This is a genomic window from Pseudomonas sp. PB120, assembly GCF_009761815.1.
Lineage (GTDB): Bacteria > Pseudomonadota > Gammaproteobacteria > Pseudomonadales > Pseudomonadaceae > Aquipseudomonas.
Window position 1 is genome coordinate 1 of the sequence record NZ_RWIN01000036.1, and the last position, 15,624, is coordinate 15,624.

A 15,624-nucleotide genomic window follows, 5' to 3' on the forward strand; every position below is an offset into this window, starting at 1 on the left:
GGCTCCCACATTGAAATGCATTCCAATGTGGGAGCCAGCCTGCTGGCGATTGAGGCGCCGAATCATCCAGTAAAAACTCGAATACTGGCCTTTCATCCAATTGTCATATTTCAGCCATAGAGTGTTCACACGGCCTGCTGATACTTGGCCCCGACTTAACACACCCTATCTGCTAGGAGTAAGGCATGAAACTGAAGCGTTTGATGGCGGCAATGACTTTCGTCGCTGCTGGCGTTGCGACCGCCAACGCGTTCGCCGCTGTTGACCCGTCGATCCCGAGCTACACCAAGACCACTGGTGTGTCGGGCAACCTGTCCAGCGTCGGCTCCGATACCCTGGCCAACCTCATGACCCTCTGGGCTGAGAACTACAAAAAAGAATACCCGAACGTAAACATCCAGATTCAGGCCGCTGGCTCCGCCACTGCGCCACCTGCGCTGACTGAAGGCACCGCTAACCTGGGCCCGATGAGCCGCAAAATGAAAGACACCGAACTGGCTGCCTTCGAGCAGAAGTACGGCTACAAGCCAACCGCTATCCCGGTTGCCGTGGACGCCCTGGCTGTCTTCGTACACAAAGACAACCCGATCCAGCACCTGACCATGGAACAAGTTGACGCGATCTTCTCGTCCACTCGTCTGTGCGGCGCTAAAACCGAAGTCAAAACCTGGGGCGACCTGGGTGTGACCGGTGACCTGGCCAGCAAGCCGGTTCAACTGTTCGGTCGTAACTCGGTGTCCGGTACTTATGGCTACTTCAAAGAAGAAGCCCTGTGCAAAGGCGACTACAAGCCAAACGTCAACGAACAACCAGGTTCGGCTTCGGTCGTTCAGTCGATCAGCTCTTCGCTGAACGGCATCGGTTACTCGGGCATCGGCTACAAAACCGCTAGCGTGAAGACTGTTGCACTGGCCAAGAAAGGCAGCACTGACTTCATCGAAGACACCGAAGAAAACGCCCTGAACGGCAAGTACCCGCTGTCGCGCTTCCTCTACGTTTACGTCAACAAAGCCCCGAACAAGCCTCTGGCCCCGCTGGAAGCCGAGTTCGTGAAACTGGTTCTGTCCAAACAGGGCCAGGAAGTTGTAGTGAAAGACGGCTACATCCCACTGCCAGCCAAAGTTGCCGCAAAAGCACTGGCTGACCTGGGTCTGGCGGAAGGCGGCGCTGAAGTCGCAAAGAAGTAACACCCTGATCCGGGGTTAGCTCCGGATCTGTTGTAGGAGCGAGCTTGCTCGCGAAGATGGAACATCCGACACCTCTTCTGTGACTGGAAGTCCATCGCGAGCAAGCTCGCTCCTACAAGGCTCAGGGTTGCCATCTTTGGCAGCCCGGCCCCCCTCATATTCCCGATCCACTGCCAGCGACCGTTGGCGGCGGATTAGTTGCGTCACTGCACTGTCATCTTTCTGTCATACAGGATCGCTAGGGTGTGCGAATGAATGATCTGGCCAATTCCACCATGACTAATAATCCCCCCAAGCGAATTGATTTCAATACGCCTGAGCTACAACGCAAGCGCCGCATCCGCGCGCTCAAAGATCGCCTGACCCGCTGGTACGTCCTCATTGGCGGCCTCGCTGTTCTCGGCGCGATCACCCTGATTTTCTTCTTCCTTGCCTATGTCGTCGCGCCACTGTTCCAGGGTGCGAGCCTGACCGCCAAGGACGCTATCTCGCCAGCCTGGATGCAAGACGCCGGCAAGCCGCTGATGATCTCCCTGGAAGAACAGAACCAGGTCGCCATGCGGGTTTCCGACAAAGGCCAGGCATTGTTCTTTGATATCGACAGTGGCGCCGAACTCAAGCGCGTCGATCTGCCTATCCCGGCCGGCACCTCCGTGACGTCCATCGGCGAAGACCAGCCCGGTCATCCGCTGGTTGTCGTGGGCTTGTCCAATGGCCAGGCACTGGTCTTCCGTCACACTTATAAAGTCAGTTACCCGGAAGGCAAGAAAACCATCTCGCCAGCCGTTGAATACCCGTACGGCGAAACCCCGATTGCGCTGAACGAAGCGGGCGGTGCGCTGGAACACGTGAGCCTTAACGCCACCGACACCACCCTGATGCTGGTGGGCTCCACCGGTTCGCAACTCAATGTGCTCTCGCTGACCAGCGAAGAAAACATGATGACCGGCGAAATCACCAACGAGCAGAAGCGCATTGATCTGCCGCAGATGAACGAGCCGGTGAAGAACATCTTCGTCGACCCGCGTCAGCAGTGGCTGTACGTGATCAACGGTCGTGCCCAGGCCGATGTGTTCAGTCTGCGTGACAAGAGCCTCAACGGTCGCTACAAACTGCTGGAAGACGGCGAAGCGCAAATCACCGCCAGTACTCAATTGGTGGGCGGCATCTCGCTGATCCTCGGTGACTCCAAAGGTGGCCTGGCCCAGTGGTTTATGGCCCGCGACCCGGATGGCGAACTGCGCTTGAAGCAAATTCGCACCTTCCAGATGGGCACTACGCCAATCGTTGAAATTACCGCTGAAGAGCGTCGCAAAGGCTTCATTGCCCTCGATGCCTCGGGCAAGCTCGGCGTTTTCCACAGCACCGCCCACCGCACATTGCTGGTGGATCAAGTGGTGGAAGGCCAAGGCATCTTCGGCCTGTCGCCACGCGCCAACCGCGTCATCGTGGAAGCCGGCGGCAAGATCCAACCGCTGCTTCTCGATAACCCGCATCCGGAAGTCTCGTGGAGCGCGTTGTGGAGCAAGGTCTGGTACGAGAACTACGACGAGCCTAAGTACGTCTGGCAATCGACCGCCGCCAACACCGACTTCGAACCCAAGCTGAGCCTGTCTCCGCTGACATTCGGTACCCTGAAAGCCGCGTTCTACGCCATGCTGCTGGCCGCACCGCTGGCCGTTGCCGCTGCCATCTACACCGCGTACTTCATGGCCCCTGGCATGCGCCGCAAGGTCAAGCCGGTGATCGAGTTGATGGAAGCGATGCCGACGGTGATCCTCGGTTTCTTCGCCGGCCTGTTCCTTGCGCCGTATGTGGAAGGGCACTTGCCGGGCATCTTCAGCCTGCTGATGCTCCTGCCGATCGGCATCCTGGTCGCCGGTTTCGTGTTCAGTCGCCTGCCTGAATCCATCCGCCTGAAAGTGCCGGACGGCTGGGAAAGCGCCATTTTGATCCCAGTGATTCTGTTTGTGGGCTGGTTGTCGCTGTACATGAGCCCGTACATGGAAACCTGGTTCTTCGGCGGCGACATGCGCATGTGGATCTCCCACGACCTGGGCATCACCTACGACCAGCGCAACGCTCTGGTGGTCGGTCTGGCCATGGGCTTCGCGGTCATCCCGAACATCTATTCCATTGCTGAAGACGCCGTGTTCAGCGTGCCTCGCGGCCTGACCCTCGGTTCCCTGGCGCTCGGTGCCACGCCGTGGCAGACCATGACTCGCGTGGTGATCCTCACCGCCAGCCCGGGCATCTTCTCGGCGCTGATGATCGGCATGGGCCGTGCGGTCGGTGAAACGATGATCGTGCTGATGGCTACCGGTAACACCCCGGTCATGGAAATGAACCTGTTCGAAGGCCTGCGCACCCTGGCGGCCAACGTGGCGGTGGAAATGCCCGAATCGGAAGTCGGCGGCAGCCACTACCGCGTGCTGTTCCTCTCGGCGCTGGTGCTGCTGTTGTTCACCTTCATCATGAACACCCTCGCGGAACTGATTCGTCAGCGTCTGCGCAAGAAATACTCGTCGCTTTAAGAAAGGTAGAAGTCTGTGAAACAGAACTCCCTGAATGGATGGTTCAAGAGCGGCGCCCCCGGCGTCTGGATCAGCGGTGGCGCGGTGTCCATCGCGGTCATCATGACCATTGGCCTGCTCGCGGTGATTGCCGTGCGTGGTCTGGGTCACTTCTGGCCGGCGGACCTGGTTCATGCCAGCTACGATGTGCCGGGCCAGGCCAATCACCTGGTGATCGGCGAAGTGGTGCAGAAAGAAGAAGTGCCACGCGAGCGCCTGAAAAGCGCTGGCCTGCCGGTGCCCGATCAGGGCCCGGAGTTCATGACCCGCGAGCTGATCAAGGTCGGCAACCGTGACCTGAACGGCAACGACTTCACCTGGGTAGTCGGCGAATGGCTGACCAACCAGAAGACGCCACCGGAGCTGATGACCATCGAGCGTCGCGAGTGGGGCAACTTCTACGGCTACCTGGTCAACGTCAAACAGGACGGCAAGGTGATCGCTGAAGGCGAAGCCGCATGGCCCGAGTTGCAGACGCGTGTTGCTCGCGTCAACGGGCTCGCCGCACAGCTCAAGAGCCTGGAAAAAACCGATATCGGTGCGATCAACTCCGGCCTGGAACGCATCCGTCTGCACGGTCGCAAACTGGAATTGGCCGGCAAACTCGACGCCACCGCGCAAGCGGACATGGAATCGGAGCGCGCCGAACTCAATGCTCGCTATCAGGACATCGAAGCACGCCTGAACGACCTGCACGCCCAGTTCAACCGCGATAGCCTGACGGCCCGCGACGCGAACGGCAAAGAGATCGAAATCGGCATCGGCAAAGTGGTTCACGCCTACCAGCCGAACGCCATGGGCACGATGACCAAGGTCGGCTTCTACTTCAGCAAGGTCTGGGAATTCCTCAGCGACGACCCGCGTGAAGCGAACACCGAAGGCGGGATCTTCCCGGCGATTTTCGGCACCGTGATGATGACCCTGATCATGGCGATGATCGTGACCCCGTTCGGCGTGCTGGCGGCGGTCTACCTGCGTGAATACGCCAAGCAGAACGTGCTGACGCGCATTATCCGCATCGCGGTGAACAACCTGGCGGGCGTTCCGGCCATCGTTTACGGCGTGTTCGGCCTGGGCTTCTTCGTCTATGTGCTGGGCGGTTCGGTTGACCGGTTGTTCTTCCCCGAAGCACTGCCGGCACCGACCTTCGGTACGCCGGGCCTGCTGTGGGCCTCGTTGACCCTGGCGCTGCTGGCGGTGCCGGTAGTGATCGTGGCCACCGAAGAAGGCCTGGCGCGGATTCCTCGTACCGTGCGTGAAGGCTCGTTGGCCCTTGGCGCGACCAAGGCTGAAACCTTGTGGAAGATCGTGCTGCCGATGGCCAGCCCGGCGATGATGACCGGCATGATCCTCGCCGTGGCTCGCGCCGCCGGCGAAGTGGCGCCGCTGATGCTGGTCGGCGTGGTGAAACTGGCCCCGTCGCTGCCACTGGATGGCAACTACCCGTACCTGCACCTTGACCAGAAGATCATGCACTTGGGCTTCCACATTTATGACGTCGGCTTCCAGAGCCCGAACGTCGAAGCCGCGCGACCTCTGGTGTACGCAACCGCGCTGCTGCTGGTGTTGGTGATCGCCACGTTGAACCTGTCGGCCGTGTGGATTCGAAACCACCTGCGCGAGAAATATAAAGCGCTGGATAGCTGATTTTCAGCACTGATTTCTATGTGGGAGCCAGCCTGCTGGCGATTCAGGCAACGCGGTGGATCTGTGAAACCGCGGTGATGCAATCGCCAGCAGGCTGGCTCCCACAACAACTGAACCGAATTTGTTAGCACAGGGAGCCTCCCATGCAGCACGAAGCACATACCCACGGCATCAACATGTCTGCCCTGGGCCGCGACAAACAGAGCCTGAGCCTTGCACAGGAAACCGTGGCCATTGAAGTGCCGGGCCTGAGCCTGTTCTACGGCGAAAAACAAGCGCTGTACGACGTCAGCATGAACATTCCGAAACAGCGCGTGACGGCCTTCATCGGCCCGTCCGGCTGCGGCAAGTCCACGCTGTTGCGCACCTTCAACCGCATGAACGACCTGGTCGACGGTTGCCGCGTGGAGGGTGAAATCAACCTCTACGGCAACAACATCTACCGTAAAGGCGAAGACGTGGCTGAGCTGCGTCGTCGTGTCGGCATGGTGTTCCAGAAGCCAAACCCGTTCCCGAAGACCATTTACGAAAACGTGGTCTACGGCCTGCGCATCCAGGGCATCAACAAGAAGCGCATTCTCGACGAAGCCGTCGAGTGGGCGTTGAAAGGCGCGGCGTTGTGGGACGAGGTCAAAGACCGCCTGCACGAATCGGCACTGGGCCTGTCCGGTGGTCAGCAGCAACGTCTGGTAATCGCGCGCACCATCGCCGTGGAACCGGAAGTGCTGCTGCTCGACGAGCCTTGCTCGGCACTCGACCCGATCTCCACGCTGAAAGTCGAAGAGCTGATCTACGAACTGAAATCGAAATTCACCATCGTGATCGTGACTCACAACATGCAACAGGCCGCGCGGGTTTCCGACTACACGGCGTTCATGTACATGGGCAAACTGGTGGAATTCGGCGACACCGACACCCTGTTCACCAATCCGGCGAAGAAACAGACCGAAGACTACATCACCGGTCGTTACGGCTAGCCGTACAGCCGCAAGCGTCAAGCTGCAAGCGGCAAGAGAGAAGCGGTGCAATATCAGGACTTATACATAACTGCTTGAAGCTTGCAGCTTGAAGCTTGCAACTTTCGCGGAGCGAAACAGATGATTAGTAAAGAAGGCCTTACCCATCACATCTCCCAGCAGTTCAACGCCGAACTCGAGGAAGTGCGCAGCCACCTCCTGGCCATGGGCGGGCTGGTCGAGAAGCAGGTCAACGACGCGGTTACCGCGCTGATCGAGGCCGATTCCGGCCTGGCCCAGCAGGTTCGTGATATCGACGACCAGATCAACCAGATGGAACGCAACATCGACGAAGAATGCCTGCGCATCCTGGCCCGTCGTCAGCCAGCGGCGTCCGACTTGCGTCTGATCATCAGCATTTCCAAGTCGGTGATCGACCTGGAACGCATCGGTGACGAGTCCACCAAGATCGCCCGTCGCGCCATCCAGTTGTGTGAAGAAGGCGAAGCCCCGCGCGGTTACGTCGAAGTTCGTCACATCGGCGACCAGGTGCGCAACATGGTTCGCGATGCGCTGGACGCCTTTGCCCGTTTCGATGCCGACCTGGCGTTGTCGGTGGCGCAATACGACAAGATCATCGACCGCGAATACAAGACCGCCCTGCGTGAGCTGGCCACCTACATGATGGAAGACCCGCGCTCTATCTCGAGGGTCTTGAGCATCATTTGGGTGCTGCGTTCGCTGGAGCGGATCGGCGACCACGCGCGCAACATCTCGGAATTGGTGATCTACCTGGTGCGCGGTACCGACGTGCGTCACCTGGGCCTCAAGCGCATGAAAGAAGAAGTTGAAGGCACAAGTGCCGAAACAGCTAATGTTCCGGACAAAGCTGACGATAAGTAAGACTGCCCAAGAAAAACGCCCGGTCCTTTGGCCGGGCGTTTTTGTGTGTGGTTTTCGACGTTAGAAGCAGCACCCGCGAACGAAAAGTCCCGGCGTGACTGAAGGTTTTTGGCAATGTGCCATCAGCAAAGCGGTATGCTTGCCGGGATTTTTTCGAGGGGTGGTGGATGAGCAAGATCAGTGTGTTGGTGGTGGACGATGCAGCGTTCATTCGTGACCTGGTGAAGAAGTGCCTGCGTAACTACTTCCCGGGCATCCGGACCGAAGACGCCATCAACGGCAGAAAGGCTCAGGCCATGCTGGCCAAGGAAGCGTTCGACCTGGTCCTGTGCGATTGGGAAATGCCGGAAATGTCGGGCCTCGAGCTGCTGACCTGGTGCCGCCAGCAAGACAACCTCAAATCCATGCCCTTCGTGATGGTGACCAGCCGTGGCGACAAGGAAAACGTCGTGCAGGCGATCCAGGCCGGCGTGTCCGGCTACGTCAGCAAGCCTTTCACCAACGAGCAGTTGCTGACCAAGGTCAAGCAAGCGCTGAACAAGGTCGGCAAACTCGATGCCTTGATGAGCGGTGCGCCGGTCAAGTTGAACTCGGCGTTCGCTAACGACTCGCTGAACGCATTGACCGGCGGCAAGGCGGCGGTGGTTGCGCCCACTGCGCCCGCACCTGCAGCCGCTTCTGCACCTGCAGCGTCTCGCGGTCTGCTCAACAGCCCACCGGTCAAGGCTCCCGCCAGCGCCGCGGCAACGAGCGGTCGTGGCCAAGGCCAGTTGCGTCTTCCGAGCGGCATCCAGCAATGCGTGATCAAAGCCTTGACCCTCAAGGAGGCCTTGCTGGTCGTGAAACGTACTGACGCGCTGCCGCAAGTGCTGGACAGCGCTGTTCTCGATCTGGAGCAGGGTGAGAACGCTGAAATCGCCCGCCTCAACGGCTACCTGCACGCCATCGTCGCCCACGAGCCGAAGCCCGACAGCGACTGGCTGCAACTGACGTTTCGCTTTGTCGATCAGGATGCGCAGAAGCTCGACTACATTTCCCGTTTGATTGCGCGGGGTACGGCGCAGAAGCATTTCATTCCAGGCGCGTAATCGTCGTCGCCTGATAGACCGCCTTCGCGAGCAAGCTTTGCTCCTACGGGTTTGAGTTGTTGTCGATGACATGAACAACACAAAACCCGTAGGAGCAAAGCTTGCTCGCGAAGGGGCCATCACATTCACCACCCATCTTGAACCGCCCATTTTGAAACATCTGCCGACAACCCGGGTCCATTGCAGCTGCTAGGCTCCTTTTCAGGCCTACCTCGACAGACTCAATGCCCATGCTCGCGCGCCTGATGTTGTTTTGCGGTCTCTGCATGGCCTGCGCCTCGGCCATGGCCATGACGATCTACAAGTCCACCGACGCCAATGGCGTGGTCTCCTATAGCGACCGCCCCACGAAAGGCTCGCAGGTGTTCACGTTTCGGGATCGCATGGTCGAGCACCTGGAGCGCCAGGTGTACCTCGTCATCACCAAAAAGAAGGGCGTGGACAGTGTCTACGTGCGCAATGACCTGTACGCGCCGGTAGAAATCGAGCTGGGTTTCAACGAACTGCAGAACGTCAGCGGTGCGCCGAGCCGACCGATTCGTCGGGTCATGCCGGCACGCAGCAGCATTCGCCTGGCGCTGCTCACGGCCACGCAGCCTGACAGGCCGCTGGCGTATGTCCCCAAGTTCGAATACTCCCTGGGCGACCCCTCAGGCGCTGCCATGGACTATCGATACCCCTTTCCGTGGCGTGGAGGGCCGTTCCGGCTGAGTCAGGGCGCCAATGGCCAATACAGCCACTTCGGTCCCAGAAACCGCTACGCCATGGACATCGCCATGCCCGTCGGCACGCCGATCATCGCCGCGCGTGGCGGGGTGGTGGTGAAAACCGAGAATGCCCAGAACGGGCGCGGCACCGATGCGTCGGGCAACTTTGTGCGCGTATTGCACGATGACGGGACCATGGGCGTGTACCTGCACCTCAAGCAAGGTTCGGTTAGCGTTCGGGAAGGTCAGCGGGTGGTGGTCGGCACGCCGTTGGCGCTGTCGGGCAATACCGGCAACAGCAGCGGACCGCACCTGCACTTTGTGGTGCAGCGCAATACCGGGTTGGGGTTGGTGTCGATTCCGTACCAGTTCAATCAACCGGTGGGGGCGTTGCCCAACTTTGCGTTGGGCAAGCAGTGAAGGTTGCACAGATTTAATACGGCGAGAGGGCTTTTGTGGCGAGGGAGCTTGCTCCCGCTCGGCTGCGCAGCAGCCGTACAGCTGTAAAATGCGGAGTAACCGGATAAATGCGGTTGCCGGGTTTGGGGCTGCTTTCTAGCCCAGCGGGAGCAAGCTCCCTCGCCACGGGAGATTGCGTGCCGCCGGTATCACGGTTAATCGAGCATCAACACCTTGGCCAGAATGATCTTCGGCCCTTTCATCTTCTTGATGATGATCCGCAGACCTTCCACTTCCAGCACTTCTTCCTCTTCCGGCACCCGTTTCAGGGTTTCGTAGACCAGCCCGGCGAGGGTTTCGGCTTCGACGTGGTCCAGGTCGATACCCAGCAGCCTTTCAACCTTGAACAGCGGCGTATCGCCCCGCACCAGCAACTTGCCCGGCTGATACGCAAGAATCCCGCGCTCCGCCTTGCGGTGTTCGTCCTGAATGTCGCCCACCAGCACTTCCAGCACGTCTTCCATGGTCAGGTAGCCGATGATGTTGCCGTCGGCTTCTTCTACCACCGCGAAGTGCGAGCCGCCCTTGCGGAACTGCTCCAGCAACTGCGACAGCGGCATGTGCCGCGAGATGCGTTCCAGCGGCCGGGTCAGTTCGGCCAGGTTGAACGACTCGGGAATGTGGTCCAGGGCCGCCAGTTCCAGCAGCAGGTCCTTGATGTGCAACAGGCCGACGAACTCCTTGCGCTCGCTGTCGTACACCGGGTAGCGGCTGAACTTGTGGCGACGGAACATCGCCAGGATTTCCTTGAGCGGCGCGTTGAACTCCAGTGTCACCAGGTCTTCCCGCGAGTTGGCCCAGTCCACCACTTCCAGTTCGCCCATCTCCACCGCCGAGGCCAATACACGCATGCCTTGGTCGCTCGGGTCCTGGCCACGGCTGGAGTGCAGGATCAGTTTCAGTTCTTCACGGCTGTAATGGTGCTCGTGATGGGGGCCGGGTTCACCCTGGCCAGCGATGCGCAGGATGGTGTTGGCGCTGGCGTTGAGCAGGTAGATCGCCGGGTACATGGCCCAGTAGAACAGGTACAGCGGCACCGCCGTCCAGAGCGACAGCAACTCGGGTTTGCGGATGGCCCAGGATTTTGGGGCCAGTTCGCCGACTACGATGTGCAGGTACGAAATGACGAAGAACGCGGCGAAGAACGACACGCCCTTGATCACTTCGGCCGACTGCACGCCGACGGCTTCAAGCAGCGGTTCGAGAATGTGCGCGAACGCCGGTTCACCGACCCAGCCGAGGCCGAGGGAGGCGAGGGTGATACCCAATTGGCACGCCGACAGGTACGCATCGAGCTGACTGTGCACGGTGCGCAGAATGTGCCCGCGCCAGCCGTTTTTGTCAGCGATGGCCTCGACCCGGGTCGAGCGCAGTTTGACCATGGCAAATTCTGCCGCAACGAAAAATCCGTTGAGCAAAACCAGGATCAGAGCAAAAAGAATCATGCCGAAGTCGGCGAATATTGTAGCGAGGGTCAAGCCAGGGGAAGGGTCCATGATGGAGTTTTGCGGGTTCCGTGTGATTCAAAAGGAAAGAAAAAATTGCACCTGAAAGGCAGGCACAAGTCAGCCAATGTAGCGGCTGACCGGGCGATTGCCTAGTGGCGAGTGCTGGTCGGTATCAGTCGGCCGTGCTGATGACCCGGGATTTGGTGACTTGGGCCGGCGCGAAATGGCAGGTAAAGGTGCTGCCGTGGCCCGGCACGCTGCTGATTTCCATTCGTGCACGATGACGTAACAAAACGTGTTTGACGATCGCCAGCCCCAGCCCGGTGCCGCCGGTATTGGAGTTGCGGCTGGAGTCGACGCGGTAGAAGCGTTCGGTCAGGCGCGGCAGGTGTTTGCTGTCGATGCCGATCCCGGAATCCTGCACGCTCAGGTGCGCACCGTGTTCATCGCCCCACCAGCGAATGCGGATATTGCCTTCGGCCGGGGTGTATTTCACGGCGTTGAACACCAGGTTCGAGAATGCGCTGCGCAATTCGGCTTCACTGCCCTTGAGCAGAATCGTCGCGTCGGCCTCCAGCGTGATGTGCTGGTTTTTCTGCCCCGACAGCTGCTGCGCATCGCTTTTGATCGATTGCAGCAGGCCGTCGATGGCCACTGGCTGGTTGTCCGAGGGGTAATCGGTGGCTTCCAGCTTGGCCAACAGCAGCAAGTCATTGAGCAACGTCTGCATGCGCCCGCCTTGCTGTTGCATCTGCTGCAAGGCACGGGTCCAGCGCGGGTTCACTTCCTCGACGTTGTCGAGCAGGGTTTCCAGGTAGCCGCAGATCACCGTCAGCGGCGTGCGCAGCTCGTGGGACACGTTGGCGATGAAGTCTTTGCGCATCTGCTCCAGCTGATGAATGCGCGTGACATCGCGCACCAGCATCAAGTGTTCGTTGTTGCCGTAGCGGGTGATGTACAGCTGAATGCGCACGCGGTCGTTGGTCGGCGAGGGGATTTCCAGCGGCTCGGCGTAGCTGTCCTGCTCGAAGTACTCCTTGAAGCGCGGATGGCGCACGAGGTTGGTCACCGGTTGACCACTGTCTTGCGGCGTCTTGAGGCCAAGCAGGGTTTCGGCGGCGCGGTTCCACCATTCAAGGTTGCCGTCGGTGTCGAGCATGATCACCGCGTCTTTGAGCGCAGCGGTCGACTCCTGGACCCGGTCGATCACTGCTTGCAAACGCCCGCGTACACGTTGGTCGCGCCGTTGCAGGTGGTAGATGCTGTCGAACACTTCGCCCCACAGGCCATAGCCATCGGGCGGGGCTTCATCGGGTTTGTGCAGACGCAGCCATTCGTGAAGACGCAGCAATTGCTTGAGGGTCCAGGCCAGGTAAAGGCCCAGGCCCGCGGCGAGGCTCCAGCCGTAGTAACCGGTAATCAGGCCGATCACCAAACAGCCGGTTACCAGCAACAGCATGTGGCGGATCAGGGTGCCATGCCAGTTTTGGTTCAATTGAACACGCGTCCTTGTCAGCTTGTCGGGCGGGAAAGGGCTAGGTCAGGCTTTGGTAGAAAAGCGGTAACCGGTGCCGCGCACGGTTTGTACCAGATTTTCGTAAGCATCGCCGAGGGCTTTGCGCAGGCGACGGATGTGCACGTCGACGGTGCGCTCTTCGACATAGACGTTGCCGCCCCAGACCTGGTCCAGCAACTGGCCACGAGTGTAGGCGCGTTCCTGGTGGGTCATGAAAAATTGCAGCAAGCGATACTCGGTCGGGCCCATTTCGGCCGGTTTGCCGTCGATGGTCACGCGGTGGCTGATCGGGTCCAGCAGCAGGCCGCCGACTTCGATCGGCGCTTCGCCATCGGTAGGGCCAGCTCGGCGCAGCACGGCTTTGAGGCGCGCGACCAGCTCACGGGGGGAAAACGGTTTGGTGATGTAATCGTCGGCGCCCACTTCCAGGCCCTGGATCTTGTTGTCCTCTTCGCCCTTGGCGGTGAGCATGATGATCGGGATGTCCCCGGTTAGCTCATCACGCTTGAGGCGGCGGGCCAGCTCGATACCGGACGTGCCCGGCAGCATCCAGTCCAGCAGGATCAGGTCCGGCTTGCGGTCGACGATAATGGCATGGGCCTGCTGCGAGTTTTCCGCCTCCAGGCAGTCATAGCCGGCCATTTCCAACGCAACGGCGATCATTTCGCGAATGGGCGCTTCGTCGTCGACGATCAGAATGCTCCTGCCAACCATGCCTTTAATCCTCTTGTCATTTAACTGTCTTGCGCCGCATTAGATAACGGAATTATTGCAGTCGTGTGACAGTATTTTAGCCGCCCTGCGATTGTCGCGAACCTGAACTAAGCTCTAAGTCCGAATCCTGACAACCACAAAAGGAAGGTTTCCATGACGCAATACTCGCAATCCTTCAAGGCGCTGATGCTGGCTGCGGTCCTGGCGTTGCCATCAATGGCCTTCGCTGCCGAACCTGCGATGATGAAAGACGGCATGATGGTCGACCATAAGGGCATGACCCTTTATACGTTCGACAAAGACACGGGCGGCAAGTCAGTGTGTACCGGCCAATGCGCGGAAAACTGGCCGCCGTTGAAAGCAGAGGCTGGCGCCAAGGCTGAAGGCAAGTGGACAGTGGTCAAGCGTGACGATGGATCAATGCAGTGGGCCTACGGCGGCAAGCCGCTGTATTACTTTGTGAAGGACAAGGCGCCCGGCGACATGACGGGCGACAAGATGAAAGACGTCTGGCACGTCGTTCACGAGCATATGTAAATCGCTCACAAGGGTCGTCCGGAGGCCACGGCATCCGGACGATCTTTTCAATGCTTCAACGCAACGCGTAATCCAGCACAATCCCCACAAAAATCGCCAACCCCGCCCAATGGTTGTGCAGAAACGCCTTGAAGCAACGCATCCGGTCCTTGCCGCGGGTGTACCAGAACTCCCACGCAAAACAACCCGCCGCTGCCAGCAAACCGAGGTGGAACCAGCCACCGAGCTCGAATTTCGACCCGGCCAGCAGCAGGCAACCCAGCGCCAACCCCTGCAGCGTCAGGATGATCACCCGATCGGCCTCGCCAAACAAAATCGCCGTGGACTTCACGCCGATCTTCAAATCATCGTCGCGATCCGTCATCGCGTAATACGTGTCGTAGCCCACCGTCCACAACAGGTTGGCGATCCACAGCAACCACGCCGCCGCGGGCAACTCGCCGGTTTCGGCGGTGAACGCCATCGGCATCCCCCAGGAAAACGCCGCACCCAGCACCACTTGCGGGTAATAGGTGTAGCGCTTCATGAATGGATAACTGAACGCCAGGGCCAAGCCGCCGAACGACAGCCAGACCGTCGCCGCGTTGGTGCACAACACCAGCAGAAAACTCACGCCCATCAACAGCGCAAAGAACACCAATGCTTCCTTGGAGCTGATCTTGCCGCTCACCAGTGGGCGCTGCTCGGTGCGCTTCACATGGCCATCGACCTTGCGGTCTGCCCAGTCGTTGATCACGCAACCACCGGCCCGCGTCAGTACCACGCCGAGGACAAAAATCACGAGGTTGGCCAGCGACGGCGAACCCTTGCCGGCAATCCACAGCGCCCACAGCGTTGGCCACAGCAGTAAATAAATGCCGATCGGCTTGTCCATGCGCGTCAGCTGAATGAAATCCCAGGCCCGTGGGTTCAAGCGGTTCAGCGATTTGAGCAGGCTCTGGTACATCAGCAATTCTCCGGGTGAGCACGGGCGGCGAGCCACAAGGTCGGCAGGAACACCTCGGCTACCAGCACGCTCAAGGCGCCACGGTCGAAGCGCGAGCGGCGGCCCCACAGTTCAGGCGCCCGGCATTCCACGGGCAGCCATTGCTGAGGATAGTGACAAACCTCGATGGCCCGGCGCTGAAACGCCTGATCGCAGAACAGCAATTCACCCAGCGAGCGGCTGCCCAACTCATCCATGTGCAATCCGTCGCCTTGCAACGCACTGCGCGCCGCGACGCTGCGGGCAAACACCCAGGCTTCGCCGTGACCGCGCAAATACACCTCGCGCACCCAGCCTTCACTGCCTTCTGTCAGGTCCAGGGCTGCACATTCGTCGGCGCGCAGCGATTGCCAGCCTTCGAACAGCGGCGTGACGCTGAAACCGTCATTCGACAGACGGGTCAAGCGACGCGTCAACGAGCCTTCGTCGAACAACCAGTCGAGGATAGAGGGGTCGGGGCGGGGCTCGAGTTGGCTTTGGAGGCGCCAGGACGGGGCGGTGCGAGGGGCAGTTGAGTGCGGCACAGTGAGTCATTATTGGCAGCAAATGAGGCGGCGAGCTTACCATGTCAGCCGGTGATTTTGATTGATCCTCCCCCCGTTGCGCCGAACAGGCTTGCATCTGCCGGGCCCGATCAGTACAAAACGCCTTGAGCCGGACGGCAACGCATCACCCATCGACCGTTCGCGCCGGCAAAAGCCTGAATCCTGAGGAAGTAACTGAATGAAAAAGTGGCAATGTGTGGTCTGCGGCCTGATCTATAACGAAGCCGACGGCTGGCCGGATGACGGCATTGCGCCTGGCACCTTGTGGCAGGACGTCCCCGAAGACTGGCTGTGCCCGGACTGCGGCGTGGGCAAGATGGATTTCGAAATGATTGAAATCAACTAAGGCATTAGAGGAG

The 15,624-nt window shown here is 59.7% G+C and carries 14 protein-coding genes; 9 read left to right on the plus strand and 5 right to left on the minus strand.

Annotation, left to right across the window (positions count from 1 at the left end; all coding sequences use genetic code 11):
• The first annotated feature begins 185 nt into the window (after window positions 1-185).
• From EJA72_RS05980 to EJA72_RS06010, 7 genes are all read left to right on the plus strand, one after another.
• Window positions 186-1,187, plus strand: coding sequence for a phosphate ABC transporter substrate-binding protein PstS (locus EJA72_RS05980; protein WP_157710590.1), 1,002 nt, complete (start codon window positions 186-188; stop codon window positions 1,185-1,187).
• Window positions 1,188-1,438: 251 nt separating this feature from the next.
• Window positions 1,439-3,721: an ABC transporter permease subunit gene (locus tag EJA72_RS05985; RefSeq protein ID WP_157710591.1), complete on the plus strand. Its 2,283-nt coding sequence runs from the start codon at window positions 1,439-1,441 to the stop codon at window positions 3,719-3,721.
• A gap of 15 nt (window positions 3,722-3,736) precedes the next feature.
• Window positions 3,737-5,407, plus strand: coding sequence for a phosphate ABC transporter permease PstA (gene pstA, locus EJA72_RS05990; RefSeq protein WP_178129097.1), 1,671 nt, complete (start codon window positions 3,737-3,739; stop codon window positions 5,405-5,407).
• 143 nt (window positions 5,408-5,550) lie between these two features.
• Complete coding sequence (gene pstB / locus EJA72_RS05995) at window positions 5,551-6,384, plus strand: phosphate ABC transporter ATP-binding protein PstB (RefSeq protein WP_157710592.1); 834 nt, start codon at window positions 5,551-5,553, stop codon at window positions 6,382-6,384.
• Between the two features lie 120 nt (window positions 6,385-6,504).
• Window positions 6,505-7,266 (plus strand): phosphate signaling complex protein PhoU, encoded by a 762-nt coding sequence (gene phoU / locus EJA72_RS06000; protein WP_157710593.1) that lies wholly within the window; start codon window positions 6,505-6,507, stop codon window positions 7,264-7,266.
• Between the two features lie 167 nt (window positions 7,267-7,433).
• A complete protein-coding gene (locus EJA72_RS06005; RefSeq protein WP_157710594.1) occupies window positions 7,434-8,354 on the plus strand; it encodes a response regulator in 921 nt (306 codons plus the stop codon).
• Between the two features lie 230 nt (window positions 8,355-8,584).
• Window positions 8,585-9,481 carry a peptidoglycan DD-metalloendopeptidase family protein gene (locus EJA72_RS06010; RefSeq protein ID WP_157710656.1) on the plus strand — a complete coding sequence of 299 codons (897 nt, stop codon included), beginning with the start codon at window positions 8,585-8,587 and terminating at the stop codon, window positions 9,479-9,481.
• 194 nt (window positions 9,482-9,675) lie between these two features.
• Here EJA72_RS06010 and EJA72_RS06015 read toward each other — a convergent pair whose 3' ends face one another.
• The 3 genes from EJA72_RS06015 to phoB form a co-directional block, all read right to left on the minus strand.
• Entirely contained in the window at window positions 9,676-11,016 is a 1,341-nt protein-coding gene (locus EJA72_RS06015) for a hemolysin family protein (protein WP_157710595.1), read from the minus strand.
• Between the two features lie 124 nt (window positions 11,017-11,140).
• Complete coding sequence (gene phoR, locus EJA72_RS06020; RefSeq protein WP_256679639.1) at window positions 11,141-12,427, minus strand: phosphate regulon sensor histidine kinase PhoR; 1,287 nt, start codon at window positions 12,425-12,427, stop codon at window positions 11,141-11,143.
• A gap of 81 nt (window positions 12,428-12,508) precedes the next feature.
• Window positions 12,509-13,198 carry a phosphate regulon transcriptional regulator PhoB gene (phoB, locus tag EJA72_RS06025; protein ID WP_007896474.1) on the minus strand — a complete coding sequence of 230 codons (690 nt, stop codon included), beginning with the start codon at window positions 13,196-13,198 and terminating at the stop codon, window positions 12,509-12,511.
• A gap of 153 nt (window positions 13,199-13,351) precedes the next feature.
• On the opposite strand from phoB, the gene EJA72_RS06030 reads away from it, so the two are divergent.
• The gene (locus EJA72_RS06030) at window positions 13,352-13,735 is read left to right on the plus strand and encodes a hypothetical protein (protein ID WP_157710597.1); all 384 of its coding nucleotides are present in this window, start codon (window positions 13,352-13,354) and stop codon (window positions 13,733-13,735) included.
• Between the two features lie 55 nt (window positions 13,736-13,790).
• On the opposite strand, the gene ubiA is transcribed toward EJA72_RS06030, so the two are convergent.
• Together ubiA and EJA72_RS06040 are read right to left on the minus strand one after the other, a co-directional pair.
• Window positions 13,791-14,681, minus strand: a complete 891-nt coding sequence (ubiA, locus tag EJA72_RS06035; RefSeq protein ID WP_157710598.1) for a 4-hydroxybenzoate octaprenyltransferase — start codon at window positions 14,679-14,681, stop codon at window positions 13,791-13,793.
• The gene (locus tag EJA72_RS06040) at window positions 14,681-15,244 is read right to left on the minus strand and encodes a chorismate lyase (protein WP_178129099.1); all 564 of its coding nucleotides are present in this window, start codon (window positions 15,242-15,244) and stop codon (window positions 14,681-14,683) included. Before EJA72_RS06040 ends, ubiA begins: the two co-directional genes overlap by 1 nt.
• Before the next feature lie 199 nt (window positions 15,245-15,443).
• Here EJA72_RS06040 and EJA72_RS06045 point away from each other — a divergent pair, with 199 nt between their 5' ends.
• Window positions 15,444-15,611 carry a rubredoxin gene (locus tag EJA72_RS06045; RefSeq protein ID WP_007954349.1) on the plus strand — a complete coding sequence of 56 codons (168 nt, stop codon included), beginning with the start codon at window positions 15,444-15,446 and terminating at the stop codon, window positions 15,609-15,611.
• Window positions 15,612-15,624 lie beyond the last annotated feature (13 nt).

What these genes read in the sequence shown, in the direction of transcription:
- EJA72_RS05980 (WP_157710590.1), top strand. Translation starts at nt 186, where the DNA reads ATGAAACTGAAGCGTTTGATGGCGGCAATGACTTTCGTCGCTGCTGGC.
- EJA72_RS05985 (WP_157710591.1), top strand. Translation starts at nt 1,439, where the DNA reads ATGAATGATCTGGCCAATTCCACCATGACTAATAATCCCCCCAAGCGA.
- pstB (WP_157710592.1), top strand. Translation starts at nt 5,551, where the DNA reads ATGCAGCACGAAGCACATACCCACGGCATCAACATGTCTGCCCTGGGC.
- phoU (WP_157710593.1), top strand. Translation starts at nt 6,505, where the DNA reads ATGATTAGTAAAGAAGGCCTTACCCATCACATCTCCCAGCAGTTCAAC.
- EJA72_RS06005 (WP_157710594.1), top strand. Translation starts at nt 7,434, where the DNA reads ATGAGCAAGATCAGTGTGTTGGTGGTGGACGATGCAGCGTTCATTCGT.
- EJA72_RS06010 (WP_157710656.1), top strand. Translation starts at nt 8,585, where the DNA reads ATGCTCGCGCGCCTGATGTTGTTTTGCGGTCTCTGCATGGCCTGCGCC.
- EJA72_RS06015 (WP_157710595.1), bottom strand. Translation starts at nt 11,016, where the DNA reads ATGGACCCTTCCCCTGGCTTGACCCTCGCTACAATATTCGCCGACTTC.
- phoR (WP_256679639.1), bottom strand. Translation starts at nt 12,427, where the DNA reads ATGCTGTTGCTGGTAACCGGCTGTTTGGTGATCGGCCTGATTACCGGT.
- phoB (WP_007896474.1), bottom strand. Translation starts at nt 13,198, where the DNA reads ATGGTTGGCAGGAGCATTCTGATCGTCGACGACGAAGCGCCCATTCGC.
- EJA72_RS06030 (WP_157710597.1), top strand. Translation starts at nt 13,352, where the DNA reads ATGACGCAATACTCGCAATCCTTCAAGGCGCTGATGCTGGCTGCGGTC.
- ubiA (WP_157710598.1), bottom strand. Translation starts at nt 14,681, where the DNA reads ATGTACCAGAGCCTGCTCAAATCGCTGAACCGCTTGAACCCACGGGCC.
- EJA72_RS06045 (WP_007954349.1), top strand. Translation starts at nt 15,444, where the DNA reads ATGAAAAAGTGGCAATGTGTGGTCTGCGGCCTGATCTATAACGAAGCC.